The 25048-nt window shown below is 62.4% G+C and carries 25 protein-coding genes; 19 read left to right on the top strand and 6 right to left on the bottom strand.

Annotation, left to right across the window (positions count from 1 at the left end):
• Together AYR66_RS28910 and AYR66_RS15160 are read right to left on the bottom strand one after the other, a co-directional pair.
• The coding region (locus AYR66_RS28910; protein WP_170942311.1) for an alkene reductase at window positions 1-732 on the bottom strand (732 nt) is incomplete at its 3' end.
• A gap of 40 nt (window positions 733-772) precedes the next feature.
• Window positions 773-1372, bottom strand: a complete 600-nt coding sequence (locus tag AYR66_RS15160; RefSeq protein ID WP_088708185.1) for a TetR/AcrR family transcriptional regulator — start codon at window positions 1370-1372, stop codon at window positions 773-775.
• 93 nt (window positions 1373-1465) lie between these two features.
• Here AYR66_RS15160 and AYR66_RS28915 point away from each other — a divergent pair, with 93 nt between their 5' ends.
• Complete coding sequence (locus AYR66_RS28915; protein WP_170942009.1) at window positions 1466-1609, top strand: small membrane protein YohP; 144 nt, start codon at window positions 1466-1468, stop codon at window positions 1607-1609.
• Window positions 1610-1611: 2 nt separating this feature from the next.
• On the opposite strand, the gene moeA is transcribed toward AYR66_RS28915, so the two are convergent.
• A complete protein-coding gene (gene moeA, locus AYR66_RS15170) occupies window positions 1612-2901 on the bottom strand; it encodes a molybdopterin molybdotransferase MoeA (protein WP_170942158.1) in 1290 nt (429 codons plus the stop codon).
• A 12-nt stretch (window positions 2902-2913) separates the two neighbouring features.
• Window positions 2914-3504: a molybdenum cofactor guanylyltransferase MobA gene (gene mobA / locus AYR66_RS28920; protein WP_170942159.1), complete on the bottom strand. Its 591-nt coding sequence runs from the start codon at window positions 3502-3504 to the stop codon at window positions 2914-2916.
• Between the two features lie 222 nt (window positions 3505-3726).
• Between mobA and AYR66_RS15175 the strand changes: the two genes are divergently transcribed.
• The 16 genes from AYR66_RS15175 to AYR66_RS15250 all read left to right on the top strand — a co-directional run bounded on the left by AYR66_RS15175 (window position 3727) and on the right by AYR66_RS15250 (window position 19817).
• The gene (locus AYR66_RS15175) at window positions 3727-4245 is read left to right on the top strand and encodes a DUF3305 domain-containing protein (protein WP_088708187.1); all 519 of its coding nucleotides are present in this window, start codon (window positions 3727-3729) and stop codon (window positions 4243-4245) included.
• Window positions 4235-4690, top strand: a complete 456-nt coding sequence (locus AYR66_RS15180; protein WP_141104083.1) for a DUF3306 domain-containing protein — start codon at window positions 4235-4237, stop codon at window positions 4688-4690. The genes AYR66_RS15175 and AYR66_RS15180 overlap by 11 nt, the downstream gene beginning before the upstream one ends.
• Complete coding sequence (locus tag AYR66_RS15185) at window positions 4665-6758, top strand: 4Fe-4S binding protein (RefSeq protein WP_088708189.1); 2094 nt, start codon at window positions 4665-4667, stop codon at window positions 6756-6758. The genes AYR66_RS15180 and AYR66_RS15185 overlap by 26 nt, the downstream gene beginning before the upstream one ends.
• Window positions 6759-6771: 13 nt before the next feature.
• Complete coding sequence (locus AYR66_RS15190) at window positions 6772-7392, top strand: TorD/DmsD family molecular chaperone (protein ID WP_088708190.1); 621 nt, start codon at window positions 6772-6774, stop codon at window positions 7390-7392.
• A gap of 100 nt (window positions 7393-7492) precedes the next feature.
• Complete coding sequence (locus tag AYR66_RS15195) at window positions 7493-7687, top strand: hypothetical protein (RefSeq protein ID WP_088708191.1); 195 nt, start codon at window positions 7493-7495, stop codon at window positions 7685-7687.
• A gap of 18 nt (window positions 7688-7705) precedes the next feature.
• Window positions 7706-10666 carry a formate dehydrogenase subunit alpha gene (locus AYR66_RS15200; protein ID WP_088708192.1) on the top strand — a complete coding sequence of 987 codons (2961 nt, stop codon included), beginning with the start codon at window positions 7706-7708 and terminating at the stop codon, window positions 10664-10666.
• 12 nt (window positions 10667-10678) lie between these two features.
• On the top strand, window positions 10679-11305 hold the full coding sequence (gene fdh3B, locus AYR66_RS15205; RefSeq protein ID WP_088708193.1) for a formate dehydrogenase FDH3 subunit beta: 627 nt from the start codon (window positions 10679-10681) through the stop codon (window positions 11303-11305).
• A complete protein-coding gene (locus tag AYR66_RS15210) occupies window positions 11302-11529 on the top strand; it encodes a hypothetical protein (RefSeq protein WP_088708194.1) in 228 nt (75 codons plus the stop codon). The genes fdh3B and AYR66_RS15210 overlap by 4 nt, the downstream gene beginning before the upstream one ends.
• 30 nt (window positions 11530-11559) lie before the next feature.
• A complete protein-coding gene (locus AYR66_RS15215) occupies window positions 11560-12687 on the top strand; it encodes a formate dehydrogenase subunit gamma (protein ID WP_088708195.1) in 1128 nt (375 codons plus the stop codon).
• An 11-nt stretch (window positions 12688-12698) separates the two neighbouring features.
• Window positions 12699-13025, top strand: coding sequence for a hypothetical protein (locus tag AYR66_RS15220; RefSeq protein ID WP_088708196.1), 327 nt, complete (start codon window positions 12699-12701; stop codon window positions 13023-13025).
• 27 nt (window positions 13026-13052) lie between these two features.
• A complete protein-coding gene (locus tag AYR66_RS15225) occupies window positions 13053-13895 on the top strand; it encodes a formate dehydrogenase accessory sulfurtransferase FdhD (RefSeq protein ID WP_088708197.1) in 843 nt (280 codons plus the stop codon).
• A gap of 6 nt (window positions 13896-13901) precedes the next feature.
• Entirely contained in the window at window positions 13902-14609 is a 708-nt protein-coding gene (locus AYR66_RS15230; protein ID WP_088708198.1) for an ABC transporter permease, read from the top strand.
• Window positions 14606-15283, top strand: a complete 678-nt coding sequence (locus AYR66_RS15235; protein WP_088708199.1) for an energy-coupling factor ABC transporter ATP-binding protein — start codon at window positions 14606-14608, stop codon at window positions 15281-15283. Before AYR66_RS15230 ends, AYR66_RS15235 begins: the two co-directional genes overlap by 4 nt.
• 20 nt (window positions 15284-15303) lie before the next feature.
• Complete coding sequence (locus AYR66_RS15240) at window positions 15304-16113, top strand: ABC transporter substrate-binding protein (RefSeq protein WP_088708200.1); 810 nt, start codon at window positions 15304-15306, stop codon at window positions 16111-16113.
• A gap of 317 nt (window positions 16114-16430) precedes the next feature.
• Window positions 16431-19184 (top strand): DUF4214 domain-containing protein, encoded by a 2754-nt coding sequence (locus tag AYR66_RS15245; RefSeq protein WP_088708201.1) that lies wholly within the window; start codon window positions 16431-16433, stop codon window positions 19182-19184.
• A gap of 198 nt (window positions 19185-19382) precedes the next feature.
• On the top strand, window positions 19383-19817 hold the full coding sequence (locus tag AYR66_RS15250; protein WP_088708202.1) for a helix-turn-helix domain-containing protein: 435 nt from the start codon (window positions 19383-19385) through the stop codon (window positions 19815-19817).
• Window positions 19818-19850: 33 nt separating this feature from the next.
• Here the strand turns inward: AYR66_RS15250 and AYR66_RS15255 are convergent, their stop codons facing one another.
• Window positions 19851-20210: a hypothetical protein gene (locus AYR66_RS15255; protein WP_088708203.1), complete on the bottom strand. Its 360-nt coding sequence runs from the start codon at window positions 20208-20210 to the stop codon at window positions 19851-19853.
• A 176-nt stretch (window positions 20211-20386) separates the two neighbouring features.
• Between AYR66_RS15255 and AYR66_RS15260 the strand changes: the two genes are divergently transcribed.
• Window positions 20387-21598 carry an MFS transporter gene (locus AYR66_RS15260; protein WP_088708204.1) on the top strand — a complete coding sequence of 404 codons (1212 nt, stop codon included), beginning with the start codon at window positions 20387-20389 and terminating at the stop codon, window positions 21596-21598.
• A 49-nt stretch (window positions 21599-21647) separates the two neighbouring features.
• On the opposite strand, the gene AYR66_RS15265 is transcribed toward AYR66_RS15260, so the two are convergent.
• On the bottom strand, window positions 21648-24668 hold the full coding sequence (locus AYR66_RS15265) for a sensor domain-containing protein (RefSeq protein ID WP_170942160.1): 3021 nt from the start codon (window positions 24666-24668) through the stop codon (window positions 21648-21650).
• A gap of 165 nt (window positions 24669-24833) precedes the next feature.
• Between AYR66_RS15265 and AYR66_RS28925 the strand changes: the two genes are divergently transcribed.
• Window positions 24834-25037, top strand: a complete 204-nt coding sequence (locus AYR66_RS28925) for a hypothetical protein (protein ID WP_170942161.1) — start codon at window positions 24834-24836, stop codon at window positions 25035-25037.
• The last annotated feature ends 11 nt before the right edge of the window (window positions 25038-25048 follow it).

Consider the following 25048-nt stretch of genomic DNA (forward strand, 5'->3'; position numbering starts at 1 on the left):
GTTGACCGGCGATACCGGCGACAGGCGGATGCCGACGCGGTCGGCGCCAATTTCGTCAATCGCGGCTTGCATCACTTCTAGCAGGAAGCGGGCGCGATTTTCGATGCTGCCGCCGTACTGGTCGGTGCGCTTGTTGGATCCGTCGCGCAGGAAGGCGTCGATCAGGTAGCCATGTGCGCCATGGATTTCGATGCCGTCAAAGCCGGCCTTGATCGCGTTGGCCGCGGCGGTGCGGAAATCGTTGACGATGGCTGCGATTTCTTCCGTTGCGAGCGCACGCGGCACTGATGTGTCGACATAACCGGTACCGGGCACATAGGTCTTGGCCTTGGCGGCAATCGCGGACGGCGCGACCGGTGCCTGGCCGTCGGGCTGGAATGCGCTATGCGACATGCGGCCGGTATGCCAGAGCTGCACGAAGATGCGTCCGCCGCGGCTGTGCACTTCGTCAGTGACTTTTTTCCAGCCGGCGATCTGTTCCTGCGTATGCAGGCCCGGTGTGCTGGCGTATCCCTGCGCGGTGTCGGAGACCTGGGTGGCTTCGGCGATGATCAGGCCGGCGCCGGCACGCTGCGCATAGTATTCGACCGTCATTGCGCCCGGCACGTTGCCAGCCTCCGCGCGGTTGCGCGTCAGCGGCGCCATCGCGATGCGGTTCTTGAGTTGCAGCTTGCCCAAGGCGACCGGCTGGAACAGGACGTCTGCGAGGAATTGCTCGGTTTGTTTGCTCATATTCTCCCTACCTATCTGTTGAGGTGATGGAAGCGGCCGCTCAAGCCGGCCGCAAAAGGTGATTCAGTACGAGGTTGGTGCTTTCACGCAGGGGCGCGGTGGATTGCTCCACTTTCATGCGCAATATCGCGCCTTCCCACATATCCCAGATCAGCGCCGCGAGCGCCGCCGCATCCATGTCCTGCCGCACTTCGCCGGCTTCCTGCGCGGCACGGATCAGCTTGGCCAGGGACGAGCGCCAGCCTTTCATCGCTGTGGCAAGCCGCTCGCGGCACAGATCGCTGGCTTCGGACATCTCGGCAGCAAAATTGCCGACGAGGCAGCCCTTCCAGCAGGTGTCCGATTCATGCTTGGCAATCAGTTGTGCAAAGGCATAGCGGATTGCATCCAGCGGCCCCGGCGGCGCCGCGCTCATCATGTCGATCCAGTTGTTCCGCAAGCCTTCGGCGTACTGGTCAATGATCGTTGCCGCAAAGACTTCCTTGCTGGCGAAGTGGTTGTAAAACGAACCCTTCGGTACGCCCGCAAGGTCGGTGATCTGCTGGATGCCCGTGGCGTTATAGCCGTGGGTCAGGAACAGTTCGCGACCGGCGTCGAGTAACTGGTTCGGGGTGGTGGTTTTGCCTGCGATGCGTGCCATGGTCGAATTATATGACCAGTCGTCTTAACAAGTCAAAGAGGCGATTTCGAAAGATTGCTGCAGGGATGGCCTTGGAACTTTTCACGGAAGCTATTGTCATTTTTATATCGTATTCGGCAAGTTTATTTTCAACAGCGGCGAAGGAACCTGCACATGAAAATCCTGCTCTGGATCATCGGCATCATCTTCCTGATCGGTTTGCTGGTCGTGACCGGCGTGCTCAAGCTGATCTTCTGAATTCAGACCAGCCCCTCGAAGACGACCACGTCAACCATGTCCCCTGCCTTGACCGGGCCCTGGTTGTCACCCAGCACCACCATGCAGTTTGCTTCCACCATGGAGCGCAGGATGCCGGAGCCCTGCGAACCGGTGATGCGCACCCGCTGCATTCCATCCTCACCGACGAAAAGAATCCCGCGCTGGTACTCGGTGCGTCCCGGCTTCTTGCGGATGCCGGACTCCGACACAACGCGCAGCATCGGCAGCGGCGCGGCATGCGCACCCATCATGCGCAGCAGCGCGTGGCGGGCGAAAAAGTAGAAGGTGACCATGACGGCCACCGGGTTACCCGGCAAGCCGAACAGGTAGGCGCTTTTTCCGTTCGACGTCACGCGGCCGAATGCCATTGGCCGGCCTGGACGCATGCCTATCTTCCAGAACGTCACATCCCCCAGGCTGGCCATGATTTGCTTCGTGTAATCGGCCTCGCCGACCGACACGCCGCCTGTCGTGATCACTGCGTCGGCGTTTTCGCAGGCAGTCCGGAACGCGGTTTCCAGCGACACCGGGTCGTCCTTGATGACGCCCATGTCGATCAGTTCGCAGCCGAGCCGGGTCAGCATGCCATGCAAGGTGTATCGGTTGCTGTCGTACACGCAGCCTTCTCCGAGCGACTCGCCGATGGAGCGCAATTCGTCGCCCGTGGAAAAGAAGGCGACGCGCAGCCGGCGCTGCACCGGGACTTCCGCGATGCCGAGCGACGCCAGAAGCCCGAGGTCGGCGGGGCGCAACAGACGGCCCTTTGCAAGCGCGGGGTGTCCTGCCTTCAAGTCCTCGCCGCGCAGGCGCCGGTTATCGCCTGCCTTCACTGCATCGGGGGCAAATGTCACGATGCCGGGCGACGATGCCTGTGTCAATTCCTGCGGGACGACGGTGTCGCAACCGCCCGGCATCGGCGCCCCAGTCATGATACGCGCACACTGTCCCGGTTGGATGGCGTCCTCGCTGCGGCCGCCGGCAAGGACCGTCGTCACCACTTCCAGCGAAACACGCTCCGTACCCGCCAGCGCCGTGCCCGAAAACGCGTAGCCGTCCATCGCGGAATTGTCATGCTGCGGCACGTCGATGGGCGAAATGATGTCACGTGCCAGCACTCGGCCCAGGGCACTGCGCAGTGCCACCATTTCGACTGCCTCGACAGGAGTGACGAAATCGCGCACGATCTGTTGCGCCTTCTCAACCGGCAAGGCATCGGGATCGTAATCGGAAAAGCAGCCGGTCAGGTCGGCAAGTGTGGAATAGGAGGGCATGGTGTCTCAGGTTTATTCGAAGCGGCGCAACTCATCCACCGTGTTGATATTGCGGAAGGCATCCGCATCCGCAAATGGGACTTCGACGAAACGCAGCGAGCGATACCAGGTTTCGATCTTCCGCCCGCCACCTTGCAGGTAGGCATCCAGGCTCGCAAGTACGGTGGTCTTCATCAGCGCGAACACCGGATGCGTGCGCCGCTCATCCTCTTCCGTGACTGCAACCGCAATTTCCGCGTCAGCCGCGTCCAGTGCATCGGCGAGGTTCGCGACCAGGTCCTCAGGCAGAAAAGGCGAGTCGCACGGCGCAGTGACAAGGTAGGCGGTTTCGCAGTGCGACAACCCGGTCTGCAAGCCGGCGAGCGGCCCTTCGAATCCGCCTAGCTGGTCCGGCCATACCGGATAGCCGAAGCCTTCATACGGCCCGATGTTCTGGTTGGCATTGATGAGCAGCGGGCCGACTTGCGGCGCGAGGCGCATGATCACCTGCAGCACCATGGGCCCGCCGCGGAATGTCTGCAGTCCCTTGTCGACGCCGCCCATCCGGGAGCCGCGGCCGCCAGCGAGCACCAATCCAGTGATCTGTGAAGTTGGGATCGTCATCGATATACAAGTTTACTTGGATTCAAAAAATTGTAGACGCCGCCAGTGCAGGCTGTCGATTCGCGCAGCAAGAATAGATGATATTCAGCAACTGTTGGGTGCATCCCGCCTATCGTGGATCAACTATCTGTAAAGAAAAACTTTACATTCCTGATTTTTGTCGCACTATGAAAAAACATGTTCCCATAAATTAGACAAGCGCAGGAAGCGCTGGCGGAGCAGATGGAGACAGCATTCCTTTCGGTCGCGGTAATGATGCAGTGCACACCGTTGGCCAACCGATGGCAGCCCTTCCAATGGAAGCCGATTGAGATCACGGCAGATCCCGTATTGGCCGCCGCCGGCAGCCGCTGCCTGCGTTCCGGTGACGACGGGGCACTCTGGCTGTTCGGCGGTTTCGACATCAGCCTGTACACCGACGAATCGGAAGGCTACTACCTGAACATCTCGTCCCCTGCCCCCTGCTGGTTCGTGATGTGGAGGATGGAAGTCCGCGACGGCCAGGACATTGCTGTGCCGCGGCAAGTTACGCTGTCATACAACGAAGCCGCGCGGCTGATGGATGGCGGCGAACAGGTCGATACCCTGCCCGCTTCCCCTGCTGTAATCGAACGCTTGTCTGCCTACGTCGCCGAGCATTACCGGCCCGAGCCCAAGAAAAAGCGCCGCAAGCCTTCCTTCGAAGGCGGCGCTGCCGTCGAGGAAATGGCGCGGGCGGAGGGAGGCGCGCATGGAGGCTGAAAGCTTTTTCGAGCGCTGGTCCAAGCGCAACGCCGATGCCGCTGCCGAACGGGAGCTTGCACGGGTGCCGGAGCAGCCGCTTCCGGCGCCGACACTGGATGACGTCGCCCTGCTCACGCCCGATGCAGACTTCTCGCGCTTTGTGGCGCCCGGTGTCGACGAAACCGTCCGCCGCTCCGCGATGAAAAAGCTGTTTGCCGATCCCCACTTCAATGTGATGGATGGCCTGGATGTCTATATAGAGGATTACCACAGCTTCACGCCCATTCCCGCAGCAGTCCTGGCCGCGCTCCACCACGCGCAGTCGCTGCTCGACCCGTTTGCGCTGCTGACCCCTCCTGACGAGGCTGCGCAGGACACCGCCGCCGAGAAAGGCGTGGCCGTAACGGATCACCCACCCAAAGAGGAAGCGCCCAACGATGGCAACCCGGTTCAAAGTCTGTAACTGCAATCGCACCATGCCGCTCGATGCGGCTGCCGGCGTCGCAATCGCGGACGCCGTTGGCGTATCCGCACTGCCCGTTGCCTCCCAGCTATGCCGCAGGGAGGTGGGCGCCTATCTTGACACGCTGGAGGGCAGCGACCAGGTCGTAGTGGCCTGCACCCAGGAGCGCGCGCTGTTTTCGGAACTGGCCGCGCAGCGCGAGACAGTCGCACCGATACGCTTCGTCAACATTCGCGAAACAGGCGGCTGGGGGAAGGAAGCGAGGCAGGCGATGCCGAAAATGGCGGCCTTGCTCGCGGCAGCGGCCCTGCCCGATCCGGAGCCGGTGCCGTCAGTCGATTACATGTCCGGCGGCAATGTGTTGCTGGTCGGACCATCGACGCGCGTCATGCCGTGGGCCGAACGGCTGGCGGCGCAACTCGAGGTCAGCATCCTCCTGACCTCGGTGAGCGGAAACGATGTCTTGCTCGAACGCCGTTATCCAGTCTTTTCAGGCAACCGGGTGCGCGTCGACGGATGGCTGGGCGCCTTCAAGGTCCGTTGGGAACAGGCGAATCCGATCGACCTTGAGTTGTGCACACGCTGCAATGCCTGCATTAACGCCTGCCCGGAAGACGCGATCGGCCTCGACTACCAGATCAATATGGCGGCGTGCACCGGCCACCGCGACTGCGTGAAAGCCTGTGAAGCGATAGGCGCAATCGACTTTACCCGCAGCGCCACCAGCCGCGAGAAGGAATTCGATCTCGTCTTCGACCTGTCTGATCAGCCCCTCATCAGCCTGCACCAGCCGCCGCAAGGATACTTCGCACCCGGCGGCGATCCGGTGCGCGAGGCGGAATTCGCGTTGCAGCTGACGCAACTGGTCGGCGAATTCAGCAAGCCCCGGTTCTTTGCGTATAAAGAAAAGCTGTGCGCCCATGGCCGCAACAAGAAGACCGGTTGCAGCGCCTGCATCGATATCTGCTCGGCCGGCGCGATCAGTTCCGCCGGAGACCACGTTACCGTCAATCCACACCTATGCGCCGGCTGCGGCGCGTGCACCACGGTTTGTCCGTCCGGTGCGATGACCTATGCGTACCCGCGCGCGTCCGACCTTGGCCGGAAGCTGCAGACATTGCTGACTACGTATGCGAAGGCAGGCGGACAGCAGCCGGCCTTGCTGCTGCACAGCGAAGAAAGTGGCGCTGCATTGATCGATGCGCTGGGCCGGATGGCAGGGACACGCAGTGCGCACGGCGTACCCGCGCGCGTGATCCCCGTTGCGATGCACCATGTTGCCTCTGCGGGAATTGATGTGTGGCTCAGTGCGCTTGCGTTCGGTGCAAGCAACGTCCTCATCCTGCTGACGGGCGAGGAGGCGCCTCAGTATGTGGACGCGCTGGAACAGCAGGCAGGCATCTCCCGATCGATTCTTGCCGCTCTCGGGTACGAAGGGAGGCACATCGAACTGCTGCAGGCATCCAGCGCGCTCGAACTCGACACCGAGCTGCAGCGACCGCAACCAGCCGCCGTGCCGGCCGCCCCGGCCACGTTCCACGTCGACGCGGAAAAGCGCACCACCCTGCGCTTCGCCATCGACCACCTGGTAGCGCATGCGCCAGTTCCCGCGACCGAAATCGCGCTGCCTGCCGGTTCGCCTTTCGGCGCCGTCGCCGTCAACACCTCGGCCTGCACCCTCTGCATGTCCTGTGTCGGCGCCTGCCCGGAATCGGCATTGATCGACAATCCGGCCAAGCCCCAGTTGCGCTTTATTGAAGCGAACTGCGTGCAGTGCGGCTTGTGCGAGAAGACCTGCCCGGAAAACGCAATTTCCCTGACCCCGCGTCTCCTGCTCGACAGCCGCGCCAGGGAACGGGTGGTGCTGAATGAAGCGGAGCCTTTCCATTGCATCCGCTGCGGTGCGCCCTTCGGCACCCTGCAGATGGTGGAGAACATGCTGACCCGGCTTGCGGGCCACGGCGCCTTTGCCGGCAACCTGGACCGCATCAAGATGTGCGGTGACTGCCGCGTGGTGGACATGATGGAGAACAAGCAGGAAGTAAGCATCCTCGATGTGAAACGGTGAAACGGAAGCGCCAATGACCCTTGCCAGCACCCATACGCTCAAGTTCGAAGCCCCCGACCGTGGCGAAGAGGCCGCGCGTGCCGATCTGTATCGCCTGCTGGCCGGCCTCTTTTACGGACCGCCGGCGCAGGACCTGCTCGATGCCATCGCCCATGCGCCTGCGGCAGGGAACGGCGTCCTCCAGCAGGCATGGAACGACCTCGCCGAGGCATGCGAGGACGCCGATGCGCAGAAAGTCCGCGATGAGTACGAGTCGCTTTTCATCGGCGTCGGCAAGCCGGAAATCATGTTGTATGCGTCGTATTACCTGTCGGGCTTCCTGATGGAAAAGCCGCTGGCGGCGCTGCGCGACGACCTTGTCGCGTTGTCGTTGCAGCGCAGCGAAAGCATGCCCGAGAGCGAAGACCATATTGCCGCCTTATGCGAGGTGATGCGCTACCTGATCGAGTCCGACGATGCGGTGCACAACGGGTTAGCCACGCAGAAGCAGTTCTTCAGCACGCACCTGCAGCCTTGGGCGGGCGAGATGTGCGACGTCATCATGCATCATCCGCAGGCGGTGTTTTATGCGGAGGTCGCGCGGCTGGCAAAGGAATTTCTTGAAGTCGAAACGCAGGCGTTCGACATGGCTTGATCGCTTGTGTGCAATCAATCGCTTGCACCATTTTTGTGCTAACTTGAGTTGACAAGTACCGCAGAGTACTTCGCCGGTGTACTACACCAAGGAGACAACGATGTCCCAACAGACCAAGATCGCCCGGAGAACGTTTTTTGCCGTGCTGGGCGGCGCTGCGGCAGCAGGCGTTGCCGCCAAAATTGCTTCCAAGTCCCCTGTACAGGCTGCACCCGAACCCGCAAAGGAGCCGCAAGGTGACGGGTACCGCCTGACCGACCACATCAAGAAGTATTACCGCACCACAGCCATCTAACCGCTCAGGGAGATGAACATGCTGTTGACTCGCAAAGGGCAGCCGGGACAGCGCTCGCCCAACCGTTTCAGTGCCAGCCTTGCTGAAAGCCTTTCACGCGCACTGCCGACCATGGACAGGCGTACCTTCCTCAAGCGTTCCGGCATCGGTATCGCAGGCGGCGTCGCGATTTCTCAACTGAACCTGATCGAGAAAGCCAGGGCGGCCGAAGATAAGCCGGCAGCCGGCGCCAAGGTCGAGGTCAGGCGCACCGTCTGCACCCATTGCTCGGTCGGCTGCGCGGTTGACGCCGTGGTCGAGAACGGCGTTTGGACACGGCAGGAGCCGGTTTTCGATTCGCCGATCAACCTCGGCGCCCACTGTGCGAAGGGCGCGGCCTTGCGCGAGCACGGCCACGGCGAGTATCGGCTCAAGTACCCGATGAAACTGGTCAACGGGAAATACCAGCGCATCAACTGGGACGAGGCGCTCAATGAAATCTCGGCCCGCATGCTCGACATCAGGAAAGCAAGCGGACCGGACGCGATGTTCTTCATCGGCTCGTCCAAGCACAACAACGAGCAAGCGGCGCTGCTGCGCAAGTGGGTATCGTTCTTCGGCACCAACAACACCGACCACCAGGCGCGCATCTGCCACTCGACGACCGTCGCCGGCGTCGCCAATACCTGGGGCTATGGCGCGATGACCAACAGCTACAACGATATGCAGAACGCCAAGGCGATCATGTATATCGGCTCCAACGCCGCCGAAGCGCATCCGGTCTCAATGCTGCACATGCTGCACGCGAAGGAGAATGGCACCCGGGTGATTGTGGTCGATCCCCGCTACACCCGCACCGCCGCCAAGTCCGACCAGTACGTCCGCATCCGCTCGGGCTCCGACATCCCCTATCTGTACGGCATGCTGTACCACATCTTCCAGAATGGATGGGAAGACAAGAAATACATCAATGACCGCGTGTATGGCATGGACAAGGTCCGCGAGGAAGTCATGAAGTGGACTCCGGACAAGGTGCAGGAAGCCTGCGGCGTGCCGGAAGCGGAAGTCCGCCAGGCCGCCGAGACGATGGCGAAGAACAAGCCTTCCACCGTGGTCTGGTGCATGGGCCAGACCCAGCACACGATCGGTAATGCGATGGTGCGCGCCTCGTGCATCCTGCAGCTTGCGCTCGGCAATGTCGGCATTTCCGGCGGCGGCACCAACATCTTCCGCGGCCACGACAATGTGCAGGGCGCGACCGACGTCGGCCCCAACCCCGACTCCCTGCCCGGCTACTACGGCCTGTCGACCGGCGCCTGGAAGCACTGGGCAACGGTGTGGGGCGTGGACTATGAGTGGATCAAGAAGCAGTATGCGTCGCAGGCGATGATGGAAAAGTCGGGTACGACGGTTTCGCGCTGGGTGGACGCTGTGCTGGAAAAGAATGAATTGATCGACCAGGACCAGAACGTGCGCGGACTGGTGTTCTGGGGCCACGCGCCGAACTCGCAGACGCGCGGCCTGGACATGAAGAAGGCGCTCGACAAGCTGGACCTGCTGGTCGTGATCGATCCCTACCCGTCGGCGACGGCGGCGATGGCAGCGATGACGGTGGACGGCCAGCAGCTCAACCCGAACCGCGCGGTCTACCTGTTGCCTGCCGCAACCCAGTTCGAGACGGCAGGATCGGTGACTGCTTCCAACCGTTCGCTGCAATGGCGGGAGAAGGTAATCGAGCCGCTGTTCGAATCGCGCACCGACCAGATGATCATGTACCAGCTGGCCGAGAAGCTCGGCTTCGGCAAGGAGCTGGTCGCCAAGCTCAAGCTGGTGCCCGGCAAGGGCGGCATGATGGAGCCGGAGCCGGAATCGATGCTGCGCGAAATCAACCGCGGCACCTGGACTATCGGCTACACCGGGCAGTCACCCGAGCGGCTGAAGGCGCACATGCGCAACATGCACCTGTTCGATGTGAAGACCCTGAAGTGCAAGGGCGGCAAGGATCCGGCCACCGGCTATGACCTGACAGGCGATTACTTCGGCCTGCCGTGGCCGTGCTACGGCACGCCGGAACTCAAGCATCCCGGCTCGGCCAACCTGTACGACACGACCAAGCATGTGATGGATGGCGGCGGCTGCTTCCGCGCCAACTTCGGCGTCGAACGCGACGGCGTCAACCTGTTGGCGGAGGATGGCGTGCATTCGGTCGGCTCCGACATCACGACCGGCTATCCGGAATTCGATCACATCCTCCTGAAGAAGCTCGGCTGGTGGGACGACCTGACCGAGGAAGAAAAGAAGGCGGCCGAGGGCAAGAACTGGAAGACCGACCTGTCCGGCGGCATCCAGCGTGTCTGCCTGAAGGTGCACGGTGTGCATCCCTTCGGCAATGCCAAGGCGCGCGCCCTGGTCTGGAACTTCCCCGATCCTGTTCCGCTGCACCGCGAACCGCTGTACAGCACCAAGCCGGACCTGGTCGCGAAGTATCCGACGCACGATGACAAGATGGCGTTCTGGCGATTGCCCACGCTGTACAAGTCGGTGCAGCAGAAGAACGTCGAAGCCAAGCTGTACGAGAAATTCCCGATCATCCTGACTTCCGGACGTCTGGTCGAGTATGAAGGCGGCGGCGAGGAAACGCGTTCCAATCCGTGGCTGGCCGAACTGCAGCAGGATTCCTTTGTCGAGATCAACCCGCAGGCCGCCAGCCAGCGCGGTATTCGCAACGGCGAGTATGTGGTGGTCAGCACACCGACCGGGGCGCGGTTGAAGGTGAAGGCGCTGGTGACGCCGCGCGTCGGCCCGGATACGGCATTCATGCCCTTCCACTTCTCGGGCTGGTGGCAGGGCAAGGACCTGCTCCCGTTCTACCCGGAGGGCGCGGCGCCGGTGGTGCGCGGCGAGGCGGTCAATACGGCGACCACCTACGGCTACGACTCGGTCACCATGATGCAGGAAACGAAGACCACGATCTGCAATATCGAACGTTTCACCGCCTGACGGAGTGACGACATGGCAAGGATGAAATTCATTTGTGACTCGGAACGCTGCATCGAGTGCAACAGCTGCGCGACTGCGTGCAAGAACGAGAACGAGGTGCCGTGGGGTGTCAACCGCCGGCGCGTGGTCACCATCAACGACGGCGTCGTCGGGCAGGAAAAGACCATCTCGGTCGCCTGCATGCATTGTTCCGATGCGCCATGCATGGCGGTCTGCCCGGTCGACTGCTTCTACCGCACCGACGAGGGCGTGGTGCTGCACAACAAGGATGCCTGCATCGGCTGCGGTTACTGCTCCTATGCCTGCCCGTTCGGCGCGCCGCAGTTCCCGTCGAGCGGCACCTTCGGCCTGCGCGGCAAGATGGACAAGTGCACCTTCTGCGCGGGCGGCCCGGAAGAAAACGGCTCGAAAGCGGAATTCGAGAAGTATGGCCGCAACCGCCTGGCCGAAGGCAAGCTGCCGGCTTGCGCAGAAATGTGCTCGACCAAGGCACTGCTGGGCGGCGATGGCGACGTGGTTGCGGAAATCTTCCGCACCCGGGTGATCCATCGCGGCAAGGGCAGCGAGGTATGGGGATGGGGCACCGCCTACGGCAAGGCGCCCAACCAGGCAACCTCACCGACGGGGAAAAAATCATGAAGCGCGCTACCCTGCTCCTCGCATCCGCCACGCTGCTAGTCGCGTGCGGCGAACCCAACCAGTCCAAGTCCACCGGCAACACCAACCGCGGCGATACCGCAGCCTGGCAAGGGGCGAACAACCCGCATGTGGTGAAGGGCTGGAATCCCGGCAACCAGGGAAGCTGGGAAAACCAGATCCGCTCGCGGGGCCAGTTGCAGAACGAGTACACGAAGACGAATTGAGGCGGCGTCCGCCCCAGGAGGGACAACGTGATGAACCGAAGAATTGCCGCCCTGGCCTTTACCGCGATGCTGGCAGCGTCCGCCGTGAACGCGCAGACGGCGCCTGCACCCGCACCGGCTCCAGCCGCCGCCTTGCCGAATGTAGAGTCGCAGGACATCCTCAAGCAGAATCAGGCTGAACGCACGCGCGACCAGCCCGGCAACAATGCGCCGGTATGGCGCGAAGTGGTGAGCGGCGCGCAGCACTATTCCAGCCTCCCGGCGCCGGAAGCCGGTGTGCTGATCCAGCCCGCTGCCCGCTTCATCGGACAGGACCGCGCGACCACGGCCGGAGAAGCGTGGCGCCGCTACCGCAACGGCCCGCTGACCGCGATCGGCGCCGGATTCATCCTCGCTGCGCTGGCGATCCTGGCGCTGCTGTACTCTATCTTCGGCAAGATCCGGAACAAGGAAGCGCCGACCGGCCGTCGCATCGAACGCTTCACACCTGCCGAGCGCGCGGTGCACTGGACGGTGGCGATCAGCTTTGTCGTGCTGGCCGTCTCCGGACTGGTGATGCTGTTCGGCCGTTACATCCTGCTGCCCGTGATCGGCCACACGCTGTTCGGCTGGCTGACCTATGCACTGAAGACCGCGCACAACTTCGTCGGGCCGCTGTTTACCGTCTCGATCATCGTGTTCTTCGTCATGTATGTCCGCGACAACGTGCCGGCGGCGTACGACATCCGCTGGCTGATGCGCTTCGGCGGACTATTCGGCGGCAGGGGCGCTACGGAACCGAGTTCCGGACGTTTCAATGCCGGTGAAAAGATCTGGTTCTGGGGCGGCCTCGTCGTACTCGGCCTCATCATCAGTGCGTCCGGCTTCGTGCTCGACATGCTGGTGCCCGGCATCGCCTACACGCGCGCCAATATGCAGCTCACCCACATCATCCACCTGCTGGCGACAACGCTGATGACGGCGGGCGCGCTTGGGCATATCTACCTCGGCACGCTCGGCATGGAAGGCGCGTACGACGCGATGCGGCACGGTTATGTCGACGACACCTGGGCCAAGGAGCATCACGACCTTTGGTACGACCAGGTGCAGCGCGGCGAAATTCCGCGCGTTCGTTCGCAGCAAGGTCCGGATGGCACGCCGTCACCTGTCAAGGTATGAAGGAGAATCCGATGCGCATCGCACTCGTATTGACCGCCCTGTTGCTTGGCATGGGCAGCGCCGTCGCCAAGCTGCCGCCGCAATCGCCGGAAGCCGCCGCGACAGCCGCGGCGGCGAAGGACAAGGCCGCATGGGGTGAAAAGGTTGCCGCCTACAAGCTCTGCCAGGCGCAGGACCGCGTGGCCAAGCAATACCACAAGACCAAGGAGGGCGCGCCGAAGCAGACGGTGGAAACGCCCGCCTGCGCGGATCCCGGTCCTTATGTGCCAAGCGCAGCAGCGCCTGCTCCTGAGGCGGCCGCACCCGCTGCCCAGGCCGCCGCCCCGACGAAGAAGTGAACCTGACCAACGAGCCGAAAGCACGCCATGCCCCGCCGCCCGCACATGACCAACGCCAGCGCTCCCCTGACCCGAGAGGTGGAGGCGATGGATGAGCGCGGGCGCCTGTCCCTGATCTCGATCCCGGCGGAACGGCCGCTCACCGTCTATGTGGACAAGCGGGAACTGGTCACGCTGATGACGCTGGGCGCCGCGCCCGAAGCGCTGACCCTCGGCTACCTGCGCAACCAGCGGCTGGTCGCCTCGATCGACGAGGTGGAATCGATCACGGTCGACTGGGATGTCGATGCGGTCGCGGTGAAGACAGTATCGGGCATCGCCGGCATCGAGGAACGGACTGCGCGCAAGGTCGTCACCACCGGCTGCGGACAGGGATCCGTGTTCGGCGGGCTAATGGACGAAATCGACCGCATCGTGTTGCCGCCGGATGCGCGGCTGCGGCAGTCGGTGCTGTACCGCGTGGTCGACACGGTCCGTACCTACCAGTCCATCTACAAGCAGGCGGGCTCGGTGCACGGTTGCGCGCTGTTCACTGCTGACGGCGAATTGCTCTACTTCATCGAAGACGTGGGCCGCCACAATGCCGTCGATTCGATCGCCGGCATGATGTGGCTGGACGGTTTGACCGGCGAAGACAAGGTGTTTTACACCACCGGCCGGCTGACGTCCGAAATGGTGATCAAGGGTGCGCAGATGGGCATCCCCTTCCTGCTGTCGCGCTCCGGCACCACGCAGATGGGGCACATGGTCGCCGAACGGCTTTGCATGACGCTGCTGGCGCGCTGCACCGGCAAGCACTTCCTCGCGCTGACCGGCAAGGAAAGGCTGATCATGGAAACCCACCTCGCCGACGTGCTGCGCGTCGCCTGACCGGACATGCACCTGATCGACGCCGTCCACGCCGCCTTCTCCCTCCTGTTCTCCGGCGATGCCGAGCTGTGGCGGATCATCTGGGTATCCCTGAAAACCACGCTCGCCGCGCTCGTCATCGCGACCCCGCTCGCGGTGCTTGCCGGCTATGGCCTCGCCACCCATGCCTTTCGCGGCCGGCGCGTCGTGATCTGGCTGGTGCAGGCCACGCTGTCGCTGCCGACCGTGCTGGTCGGCCTGCTGCTTTACCTGATGCTGTCGCGCCAGGGGCCGCTGGGCGAGCTGCAGTGGCTGTTTTCGCAAAGCGGGATCATCGCCGGGCAAGTGCTGATCGCCTTGCCGCTGCTGACCGCCTTCTCGCTCGCCGCCACGCAGGCCGCCGATCCCCGCATTGCGGAGACCGCAGTCACGCTGGGCGCATCGCGCTGGGAAACCATGCTCACTGTGCTGCATGAAGTCCGCTTCGGCATCATGGCCGCCGTCATCAGCGGCTTCGGCCGCGTGATTTCGGAAGTCGGTTGCGCGATCATGATCGGCGGGAATATTGCAGGCCAGACGCGCACCATGACCACCGCCATCGCGCTGCAAACAAGCAAGGGCGAATTCGCACAGGGCATCGCGCTAGGCATCGTGCTCGTCACGATTGCGTTGCTGATCAATGCCGCGCTCGTGTTTGCACAAGGCGACACCCAGACCGCAGGGAGAAGCGCATGACCGCCATGCTCGAGGTGAGCGGCCTGAAGAAGCGGTTCGGCGAACGGCTGCTGTTCGACATCGACCGGCTGGTCTTGCGCCAGGGCGCCGCCTACACACTGACCGGGCTGAACGGTACCGGCAAAAGCACCCTGTTGCGCATTCTCGCCGGGCTGGAACCCGCCGAGCTGGCATCGGTGCGATTTCTCGATACGCCGGTCACGCTCGCTCCCTACCCCGGCTGCCTGCGCGATGCTGTCGTCTACGTGCATCAGCATCCGGTCATGTTCTCCACCTCGGTCGCCGACAACATCGCATACGGCCTGAAGACGCGCGGGCTTGCCGCCGACGAAATCGCACGGCGTGTCGACGCAGCGATGGAATGGGCGGGGGTGGGACACCTGCGCAAGAGCAAGCCGGCCACGCTCTCCGGTGGCGAAAAGCAGCGCGTCGCACTGGCCCGTGCACATGTGCTCGAGCCACGGCTCCTGTTGCTCGACGAGCCCACCTCGAACCTTGACGGCGCCGCACGCGAACAGGTGATCGCGCTGATCCCTTCACTCGTCGCGGACGGACGCACGGTCGTCATGGCCTGCCACGACCGCGACCTGATTTCCCTGCCCAACGTGGAGCGGTTGAAACTGCGCGACGGCCGCCTGCAGGCGCGCCAGAACCGGCTGCGAAAGGTCATTTGATGAAAAGGCATTAACGACGGATGAAAACATTCCTGCAGGCCGTGCTGTCCCTTTCCCTGCTGTGGCTTGCGCCGGAAGGACTGGCGCAGCAAGTCCTCAAGCTCTCCACTACCACCAGCACGGAAAATTCCGGCCTGCTGAATTACCTGCTTCCCGCATTCGAATCGCAATCCGGATTGAAGGTGCAGGTCATCTCGGTCGGCACCGGCAAGGCACTGGAACTGGCGAAGAACGGCGACGTCGATGTCACGCTGGTCCACGCGCGGCCGGCGGAAGACCAGTTTGTCGCCCAAGGGTACGGCGTGGAGCGGCGCGACGTCATGTACAACGACTTCATCATCGTCGGCCCGGCGTCCGATCCGGCCGGCATCAAGGGGACGAAGGATGTGCTCACCGCGTTCCGCAAAATCGTCCAGGTGAAGGCCCGCTTCATCTCGCGCGGCGACAATTCAGGCACCGACCAGATGGAACAGGCGTACTGGAAGAAGGCCGGGGTCAAGCCGGAGGGCGATGCGTATGTGTCCGCCGGCCTCGGCATGGGTGAAGTGCTGAACATGGCTGCGGAGATGAAGGGATACACGCTGACAGACCGCGCCACCTATGTTGCCTACAAGGCCAGGACAGGACTTGTGATCGCGGTAGAAGGCGACCCCGCCATGTTCAATCCCTACGGCATCATCGCGGTCAATCCTGCGCGCCACAAAGGGGTCAATTTCAACGGCGCGATGCAACTGATTCGCTGGATTACATCGGATGCCGGGCAGAAGCGAATCGCTGCGTTCCGTGTCGAAGGCCAGCAGTTGTTCTACCCCGGCGCCGCGCAGCGGTAAGGGCGAACACTTTCCCCAAGGGCGCGCGGAAAATTGCGTGCTTGCTTTGAGCCAACATCATCCGGACTTTTTCTTCTTGAAAAAATTCCCCGAATCAATCGACTTCGGACCGCATGAAGAGTAGTCTTTTACAAAAATAAAAAAAGTGTCAGCTACTCTTTCTCGGTTTCAATTCAGGGGGAGTCTGGAACCGGACAGGCGTATCGCGGCGCGATCGCTCATTGCGACATCTACCTTTCCCTCGTGCAGCATGATTTCCGTTCGGCCTGTGCGTCCGGCCGCGTCGTTGCATTTCAGGCACTGGGGAAGGGGGCATCATGGACAAAGGTACACGATGGGTGATGGCAATCGCCGTAGCAATCGCGGGCTGTGGAGGCGACTCCGCCGTCGAGTTATCGGGCAGCGTCCGGCGGGCGACACCTCAGTTTGCGCCGGTCATCGGCACCGATAGTGCCACCTTCTCCGCCCCGCGCGGAAACTACACCATCACCCGATCAGGCACAGGCTGGCAGGTCAAGGACAATGCCGGCGGCGACGGCACGACGACACTGACGAACGTGCGCAGCATCAAGTTTTCGGATGTCACTGTCAACCTCGGGGTGGCTGACAAAGCCGCCAGTATTTCAGCTGCAGACCTCAAGTCGCTGATCGAGCTTTATGTCGCCTTCTTCAACCGCGTCCCCGACGCGGACGGCCTGTCCTACTGGATCGACCAGTTCAAGGCTGGCCAGACGATCGAACAGATCAGCCAGTCGTTCTATGACGCGGCCGTCCAGTACACCTCGCTGACCGGGTATTCAAGCGCGATGACCGATGCCGATTTCGTCACCATCATCTACAAGAACGTGCTGGGCCGCTCCCAGCCGGATGCCGATGGCCTGAATTACTGGACCACGAGCCTGGCCAACAAGACCGCGACACGCGGCTCGCTGGTCAAGACCATCCTGGCGTCGGCGCATACCTTCAAGAGCGACGCGACCTTCGGTTACGTGGCAGACCTGCTCGACAACAAGGCCGACGCGGCCAACTATTTCGCCGTGCAGCAGGGCTTGAACTACAACACGCCGGAAGATTCGATCAGCAAGGGCATCGCCGTTGCCGCCGCCGTCACCTCGACCGATATCATTGCCGCAGTCAATAAAATGGATGGCACCGATCCATCCTTCAACCTCAACGGACAGACCGTGTTTTTCGGCACGGCGGCAACCGGCGCACCATTTTCCGGTGCCAGGATCACCTACAGCGATCGCAATGGTGTCGTCGTCGGATCCGGCAACACCTCCACCACCGGCAACTACTTCATCACGCTCATTCGGGGCGCCACTCCTCCTTTTGTGGTGCAGGCAGCCCGCGACGACACCAGCCTCTATAGCGTCGCACCTGACACGTCCAGCCAGAACATCAACGTCACGCCTGTCACGACCCTGGTCGCTTCGCGCCTGTCACCCTCCGGTGACCCGGCCAGGCTGGCCTCGGAACTGCGCACCAGCGCGGACCTGGTCTCGACAGCCAAGGTTGCCGCTCGCGTCACTGAGGTAACGACACTGATCCAGCCCGTGCTCGATGCCACCGGCGTCACCGCCAATCCCCTGACCGCCAAGTTCAGCGCCGACGGCACCGGTATGGACCGCGCACTCGATTCCCTGCTGATCAAGATCACACCCAGCAGCGCCACCAGCACCAATATCGAAGTCGCGATCAAGCAGCAGGCGAGCGACGAGGCGCAGCCCGTCGTCGCGCAATTTACGAGCGCCACTACTACCCTGCCCTCGCTTGCCAGCGTCAGCGCGGCCGTGCTTCCGCCCAGCGGCACGGCGTCGCAAATCGGCGATTTGCTGCAGCGGTTGAACAAGTGCCTTGCCCTGCAAGTGAGCGAGCGCGTAAGCACGCCCAACGTCAACCCTTCCACCGCGGACGCAATCAAGGCGTCGGCTTGCAAGGACGTCTTCTACGGCAACGATCCGACCACCTACAAGCATAACGGCAGGCGTGTGGGCACCGGGCCAAGGACGCAGTTGAACGCAATCTTCACCACTGACGGCACCGGCATGATCTTCGATCGTGGCTTCTATGTCTTTTCCCGCACCAATGGCGATATCGTGTTCGCCTTTCGCAATACGCAAACGACCGGCGACTCGGGCACCGGCGCCTTCGTTGCAAGGTTGACCGCGAGCGATGGCAAGCTGCGCCTGATCGGCAACCAGTATGCGTATGACGGCGGTGTCAATGCGTACCATCAGTTGCGCGAATTCGTGAACCAGCCCAATTCCACCTACTACAGCACCGGTTACACCTTCAACGTGGCCAATGACGGCACGCTGTCCAAGGTGGTGGTCACGTCGCCCACCGGCCAGCAATTCACGCTGCTCTCCAATAGCGGCAGCAGCAACATGACACTGGCAATCAATGGCTTGCCCAGCGGGACGAACTTCCTGCGCATGCGCAGCGTCTACGCGAGCGCCACCAATACCGGCAACCCTGCCACAGCCGAGAAGCACCTGGTGTTCAATCCGACCGCACTGACGGATGCGGACCTGGTTGCCATCCCGCAGCAAAGCACCTGGAAGTTCGACTATTACCTGAAAGGGAACACCGGCACGACGCCGAATGCAACGCAGACCTACAAGACGCTTGCCCGTGCGCTGAGCATCGACGAATTGCGCACCAAGCCGATTGCCGCGCTTCAGCCTGGGGTAGTCACCGACATCATCGGCGCCAGCAAGGCGACCGGTTTTGTCGCACTGGAAGGCTTCAAGGCGGAAGACATGGACATCGATTGGATCGTACCGCCGGGTGCCTTGCCGCCCACCCAGGTCAAGGTATTCTCGAGCCGCAAAAACGCGACCACAGGCGTTTCCGAGTCGTTTGACGACGCGGCCAACTTTGGTTCGACGCAACGATCGGCGCTCGTTCCTTGCACGTTGCAGTCCGCGACCGACACACATTGCATCAACGTCGGCGGCGTTCTGGTCTATGCGCCCGGCGTCGTCCTGAATGGCCTGCACCTTTGGGTGCGGGACTACGACCTCCGCGAATTCGCGCATTTCTATGCGACGTACTATCTGCAGTGAACCAAGGCAGGGGAGAATACTCCCCTGTGGCGGCATGGCATACCGGTGTCGTTCGCACGGTCTGGGCGGCATGGATTCACCCTTCGCGATACAGCGGCGATGCATATTTGGACGAATTGAGTGGTATTGTTCTATGGTTCCTGTGTTTCTACGCAATAACGCCGGGCATACCAGTCAAATCTTCGAAAGAAAAGAGCCATGCCAAATATCGCCAACGTGCTGAAAAGTGAAATCACCCGCATCGTACGCAAAGAACTCCGCAGCGAATCTGCTGCGACGAAGAAGGCCATGTCGTCCTATCGCTCGCAAATCGCCCAGCTCAAACGCCAGGTGAAGGCGCTTGAACAGCAGCTGAAGAAAACCTCCAAGGCCGAGAGGAAGACGGCAGCTCTGGAACAGCCGGAAGATGAAACCGGTGGTTCGAGCATTCGGTTCAGCGCCAAGGGTCTTGTGGCGCAGCGCAAGAGGCTGGACCTGTCGGTCGTGGCCGCTGCCAAGATCCTGGGCGTCTCGGGCCAGTCGGTTGCGAATTGGGAATCCGGAAAGACCCGGCCCCGCGAGTCGCAGCTCGTCGCAATTGCAGCTCTGCGGAAGATGGGAAAGAAGGACGTGGCGGCGAAGCTGGCTTCGTAGTCCGCAGGGCGCGCCTTGCGCCCCCTGCTTGCCTTACTTCCCGGTGCCTGTCGTTTCCGGCACCGAATGATTGTTCACCTGCCCGGAATGGGGCATCGTTCCCTGTTCCTGCTGCTTCTGCAAGGCCGATGGATTGGCCTGCGTCGGTGTATTCGCATCCCCGCTGTTACCCTTGGTATCCGCTGACGCTGTCACTGGCGGCACCGCGGCATCGGACGGCGGCATCTTATCTGCAGGCAAGGCAACCGATCCGCCCGGCGGCGCCGGCGACACTGCCGGTGATGAACCCGGTGTCGGGTCCGCAGCCGATGTCTTCGGTTCCGGGGTTTTCTGGCAGGCCGACAGCAGCGCAAGCGCAAGTCCGGCGACCAGTGCAGTGGTAGTGGTCCTCATGAATCTCTCCTCGGAAAAGTGCGGTCTGCGATTGGCGGAACTATTCCCGCTCTTGCCGCAATTCTTTTTTGACTGAAGTTAAAGGCCGAGGGTTCATGCGGATGACGCTGCGCAATCTGCAGATGTTTCCTTTATCCGCGAAAATACAGGGGCAGGACCATTCATAAAGACAACCCATGAGCAGCCCCCTGGCCGATTACCCGGCCTTCCGCAATTTCTTCCTGAGCCGCGTCGCGACCACCATGGCCAACCAGATGATGATGGTGGTTGTTGCCTGGCAGATGTACGACCTCACGAACAACGCCTACGACCTCGGCATGGTGGGGCTGGCGCAATTCCTGCCGGCACTGGCGCTGGTACTCGTCACCGGCCAGGCGGCGGACCGCTACGACCGGCGCCGGGTGCTGGCCGCCTGTCTCGCCGGGCAGCTGCTGGTCAGCGCGCTGCTCCTTGCCGGCACGTTCGGCGGCTGGCTGAACCGTGACTTCATCCTGCTGGCTTCGGTCGCGCTTGGCACCGCCAAGGCGTTCCAGATGCCAACCCAGCAGGCGCTGGGCCCCTTGCTGGTGCCGCCCTTTGAATTGCCGCGCGCGCTGGCACTGAGTTCCGCCGGCACCCAATTCGCCATCATCATCGGCCCGGCGGCCGGCGGCTTCCTGTACGTCGGCGGAGCCAAAGTGGTGTACGGCGTGACCGCAATCCTGTTCCTGCTGGCGATCGTTGCCGTGCTCCTCATCCATCTAGAGCGCGCGCCCGCCCCGCGCGAGCCGGTGAGCCTGCAGACGCTGTTCGCAGGCATCGGCTTCATCTGGCGGCGCAAGGAAGTGCTCGGCGCGATTTCGCTCGACCTGTTCGCGGTGCTGCTCGGCGGCGCAACCGCGCTGCTGCCGATCTTCGCCCGCGACATCCTCCATGTCGGTCCCTGGGGCCTGGGCGTGCTGCGCTCCGCGCCGGCGGCCGGTGCGCTGCTGGTATCGCTGTACCTCGCGCGGCATCCGATCCATCGCAAGGCGGGTAAGGTGATGTTCGGCGCGGTGGCACTGTACGGCGTGGCGACGCTGGTCTTCGCGTTGTCGGCGTCGTTCTGGGTTTCGCTCGCGGCGCTGGCGCTGACCGGCGCCTTCGACATGGTGAGCGTGGTGATCCGGCAATCGCTGGTACAGCTCGACACGCCGGACGAAATGCGCGGCCGGGTCAGCGCGGTCAACTCGATCTTCATCGGGGCGTCCAACCAGCTCGGCGAATTCGAGTCCGGCTTGACCGCCGCATGGTTCGGCGCAGTGACAGCGGTGCTGATCGGCGGCGCCGGCACACTGCTGATTGTCGCGGCGTGGATGAAACTGTTTCCGTCGCTGGTAGCGCGTGAGCAGCTGGCTGCCGGACAGTAGGGGGCCGCGTATCGGTGCGCAGGGCGCACCCTACGAATCTATTCAAGGCTCATGAAACGAAGACAGCCGCACCGGGCAGGCAAGCCTTTCCTTCGCGCGCCCGGTACCACTCCTCGAACACTTCGCCGGACAGCGGCTTGCACACGTGATAGCCCTGCGCGTGGCTGCAGCCGTGGCTGCGCAGGTAGCTGAGCGCGCTTTCCGATTCGATGCCCTCGGCGATGACTTCGAGCTTGAGCGTGCGTCCCAGCGCAATCACCGCCTCGGTAATGGCCCGGCTTGCGGAGTCATGCTCGATGCGCTGCACGAACGACTTGTCGACCTTGATCTTGTTGATTGGCAGGCGGGACAGGTAGTTCAGGCTGGAATACCCGGTGCCGAAGTCGTCCAGCGAAATCTTGATGCCCATCTCCTGCAGCCGGCGCAGGACATCGATGGCGCGGTCCAGGTTTTCCATCAGCGCGGTTTCCGTCAGCTCGACCTGCAGCGCACCCATCCCGACTTCCTCATCCTCGAGCAGGCTGGCGAACTGCTCGGCAAAGTCATCATGCCGGAACTGCACGGCCGATACATTCACGGCGATCGGAATCGGCGGCAAGCCCCGTTCGCACCATTCCTTGTGCTGCCGGCACGCCTCGCAGATCACCCATTCCCCGAGCCGCGCGATCTGGCCGGTCGCCTCCGCAATCGGCACGAAGAGATCCGGGCCGACGTGGCTGTTCGGCCACCGCAACAGTGCTTCCACGCCGGTCAGCTGTGCGGTGTGCATGTCGACGACCGGCTGGTAATGCAGTTCGAAATCGCTGCGGCTCAACGCGGACTTCAGTTGTTCTTCGATCCGCGATTGCTGCCTAGCCTTGGCCGCCAGCTCTTCCGAATAGAATTGCACGCCGTTGCGGCCCACCTGCTTGGCCCGGTACAGCGCCGCATCGGCATGGCTCATCAGCGTCTCCAGGTCCTGGCCGTCCCGCGGATACACACTGATGCCGATCGAGGTGGAAAGCGTCAGTTCCAGGCCGTGTACATAGTATGCGCGGCTGATCTCCCACAGCAGGTGTCGGGCCACATCGCCGGCCTGCGCGTCATCGTGGATTTCCGACAGCAGGATGAGGAATTCGTCGCCGCCGAGGCGGAAGACGCTGTCGGCGCCGCGTATCGTTTCCGTCAACCGCTTGGCAACCTGCTTCAGCACTTCGTCGCCGACCTGGTGGCCATAGTTGTCGTTGATCGGCTTGAAGCGGTCGAGGTCGAAGTAGAGGACGGCGGTGTGCTTATGCGCGCGCCGGACGCCGCTGAAAATGCGTGCCGCGCATTCGAACAGCAATCCGCGGTTCGGCAGGCCGGTCAGCGGGTCATGCAGCGAGGTCTGCCGGATACGCTCTTCCGCGCGCTTCCGTTCACTGATATCGAGCACGAATGCGACGAGGTCCCTGCTCTGGTCGATGACCGCGCAGGTGATCAGCACCGGCACCCGCGTGCCGTCGCAGCGAAGCAGCTCTTTTTCATAGAGTCCGGATACGCCATAAGCCTGCGCGTCCGCTATGGCCTTGGCATCGGACATGCTGTGCTCCGCAGTTGTCTGCACATCCCAGCGCAGCCGTCCGGCTGCGACATCTTCGCTGTTCGCACCGAGGATGCGCAAGTATGCCGCGTTCGCTTCCAGCACGCGGCCGTCTATCGTGCCCCGCGCGACGCCGATCGGATTGGCTTCGACGATCAGCTGCAATTGCCGTTCGCGGGCCCGCAGCGCTTCTTCCACCCGCTTCTGTGCGGTGATATCCAGCGTTGTTCCGATGAACCTGACCGGCATGCCCTTGCCGTCGAAATACACCCTGCCCCTTGCTTCGATCCACCGTTCCACCCCGTCTTCAATCCCGACCGTCCGGTATTCGGTCTGGTAGTGCCCGGATGCGCCGGGGCGCATCACCTCGCGCACGATCTTTTCGATTCGGGCACGATCGTCGGGGTGCAGCCCCGCGACAAACACATCGTAGCCGGTCGCGGCGTTGGCCGAGAGCCCGAAATGGCGCTTCATTTCCGTATTCCACTCCGCGCGCCCGGTTTGCGGATAAAAATCGAACATGCCGAGCCCGGTCGCATTGATGGCGCGCTCGAGGCTTTCCTTGTTCTTCTGAAGCTCGGCCTCCGCCCGCTTCCTGTCATCGATCGATTTCACGATCGAGATGAAGTATTGGGGTACGCCCTGGCTGTCGCGCACCAGGGAGACGCTCAGCGTGCTCCATACCACCTCGCCGCTCCTGTGCAGGAAGCGCTTGTCGATCGCGTATGACGACATTTCGCCGGCCAGCACGCGGTGCATCAGCGCCAGGTCGGCATCGATGTCGTCGGGATGGGTGATGTCCTGGAAGGTCAGCGAAAGCAACTCGTCCTTGCCATAGCCGACAATATCGCACAAGGTTTCGTTGACCCGCAGCAAGCGGCCATCCGGCCCGATGTGGGCAATGCCGACCGATGCCCGCTCGAATGTCGCCCGGAAATCCCTGTTGGCCTGCTCGAGATCGTCTGTGCGCGCGGCAACAAGCCGCTCGAGTTCGATCGATAGCGCCCGCAGCTGTTCTTCCTCGCGATGCCGCAGCGTCATGTCGCGTATCGAGGCGGCGACAAGCAGGACGCTGCCGGTGTCGACCGGCTTCAGGTTGATCTCGGCGGGGAATTCCGAGCCGTCTGCCCGCAATGCCGGCAGCACAGCCTTGGTGCCGGCAGAAGTGCGCAGTTCGGGCCGGCACAAAAATTGGTGGCGCTGCGCAGTGTGGCGTGCGTGGAATCGCTCCGGTATCAACTGTTCGACCGACATGCCGAGAAGGCGGTCGCGCGTATAACCGAACATTTTTTCGGCCAGCTCATTCACCAGCACGATCTTGCCGTCCGGTCCCGTGACCAGCATGGCGTCAGGGACAAAATCCAGCAAGGCCGCAAAGCATTGCTGCCATGCAATCGGTTCAGTGGAACTTGCTAAAGGGGAAGTGGCAAGCGTCAAGCCCGCATCCTGCCCGGATACGGACCCTGAGCGGGCACTGCCGGCGCGCCCTTTCCTCGATTTTTGATCCATGCCACTCTCATGACGTTTCCAGCACGGATGCTGCAATGAAGATATGACTGCATGAAGAGCGGCAAGGTTCATTACCGCTATTGCGGATCCGGCGGTTGCGGCGATCTTCTTCAGCTCACGCGGGATACGCCTTGCCGGCGTGAAAGATGAGAGTGCCTTCCTGCTATGTGGCTCACGGCGGTGATCTCGGCCATGATGTCGGTGACGCGCCTCACGCTCTCGACGATTTCCTGCATCGTCTGCCCGGCCGCGCCGACCAACCTGCTTCATGACTTCGGTCAGTTGCTGTTGATGGCCATCTTTGCCTTCAAGGATGATAATTCCTCGGACTGCAATGCCGATGTCACTCACTTCGCCGCAACGGTTTGAATTCCTGTTGC

The sequence above is a fragment of the Noviherbaspirillum denitrificans genome, from assembly GCF_002211445.1.
In the GTDB taxonomy this organism is placed as follows: domain Bacteria; phylum Pseudomonadota; class Gammaproteobacteria; order Burkholderiales; family Burkholderiaceae_D; genus Noviherbaspirillum; species Noviherbaspirillum denitrificans.